This window comes from Tenacibaculum sp. E3R01 (assembly GCF_003318185.1).
Classification (GTDB): Bacteria; Bacteroidota; Bacteroidia; order Flavobacteriales; family Flavobacteriaceae; genus Polaribacter; species Polaribacter halocynthiae.
Map to the genome: position 1 here is coordinate 1 of NZ_QOCC01000009.1, position 1,555 is coordinate 1,555.

Annotated in this window: 1 protein-coding gene; it reads right to left on the reverse strand. The window is 31.4% G+C overall.

Annotated features, from left to right (window positions below; translation table 11 throughout):
* The coding region (locus tag DS884_RS01500; protein WP_113785512.1) for a non-ribosomal peptide synthetase at positions 1-1,555 on the reverse strand (1,555 nt) is incomplete at both ends.

A 1,555-nucleotide genomic window follows, 5' to 3' on the forward strand; every position in this document is an offset into this window, starting at 1 on the left:
TCTCCTCCACAATTAAAAAAATTACTATTGATACTTATTACTTCGGTATCTATATTTAATACATCGGCCCAAATAGCAACTAATCTATGCTCAATTTCATTAGTTGGTGCTATATATTCCTCTTCTCTAGTTACTGTTGGCTCTGGAAGTGCTTTTCGATTTACTTTCCCATTAGATGTAAGAGGAAAATCCTCTAAATGAACATAAAAAGAAGGTAACATATATTCTGGAAGATTTTCAGACAAAGAGTCACGCATCATTGAAGTATCAATAGTTTCTTTTGACTTATAATACGCTACTAAACACTTTTTACCTCCAATTTCTTTCATTAATACAACACTATTCTTTATCTCACCGATAGCATCTAATTGAAACTCTATCTCTGATAATTCTATTCGAAAGCCCCTCAATTTTATCTGATTATCTTTTCTCCCTATAAAATCAAGATTTCCATCAGGTAACCATTTTACTAAGTCTCCTGTTTTATACAAATATGCCCCTACTTCATATGGGCTATCTACGAACTTAGCATTTGTTTTTTCTGTATCATTAAGGTATCCCATAGATACTCCATCTCCTGCTATATGAAGTTCTCCTGTAATTCCAATACCACATAAATTACCTGAAGCATCAAGAACATATGCTTTAGTATTATTTAATGGCTTCCCTATAGGTACATTATAAACAGGCTTTTCGTCAAACGAATAACTAATAGCAAAAACGGTTGTTTCAGTAGGTCCATAACCATTTACCATTTTTCCTGGTCCTAATACATCATATGCCTTTTGAATATGCTTTATAGAAATTTTCTCTCCTCCTATAACTACCTTTCGTAAAGGTGCTAACCCCTCAATTTCAGTATCCACAAATACATTAAATAATGCAGTAGTAAGAAAAGTTATACTTATTTCATTTTCTTTTATAGTTTTAGATAAAGCTTTTACATCTGAAGAAGTTCTTTTGTTGATTAAACACAATGTAGCTCCATTTAACAAGCTACAAAATATATCGAACACAGAACCATCAAAAGCAACATTTGACCATTGTAATACTTTATCTGTTGGTTGTACTGAAATAGGACCTGTTTCCTTAACTAACTTAATAACATTTTGATGATTTACTAAAACGCCTTTAGGTTGCCCTGTACTTCCTGAAGTATAAATAACATAAGCTGGGTTGTTAGAATTAGAAGGCAAAACAAGCTCTCTTGTTGATTCATTTCCTATTAAATCTTTATCTTCATCTAATAAAATATTTTCAACATTAGTAAACAACTCTGAATAAGATGCTTGAGTTACTATTAATTCTAGACCAGAATCTTCGATCATATGATTAATTCTACTCATTGGATACGTAGCATCTATTGGAACATAACCTCTACCTGATTTTAATATTCCTAGAATACCTACAATCATATCAATAGACCTATCTATACAAAGGCCAATCAATGATGATTGCTCTTCAACTTTTTTATTGATATATCTTGCAAGTTGAGTTGAACGTTTATCTAAATCTCTATACGTTAAGTTTTCTCCTTCGAAAACTAATGCTATTT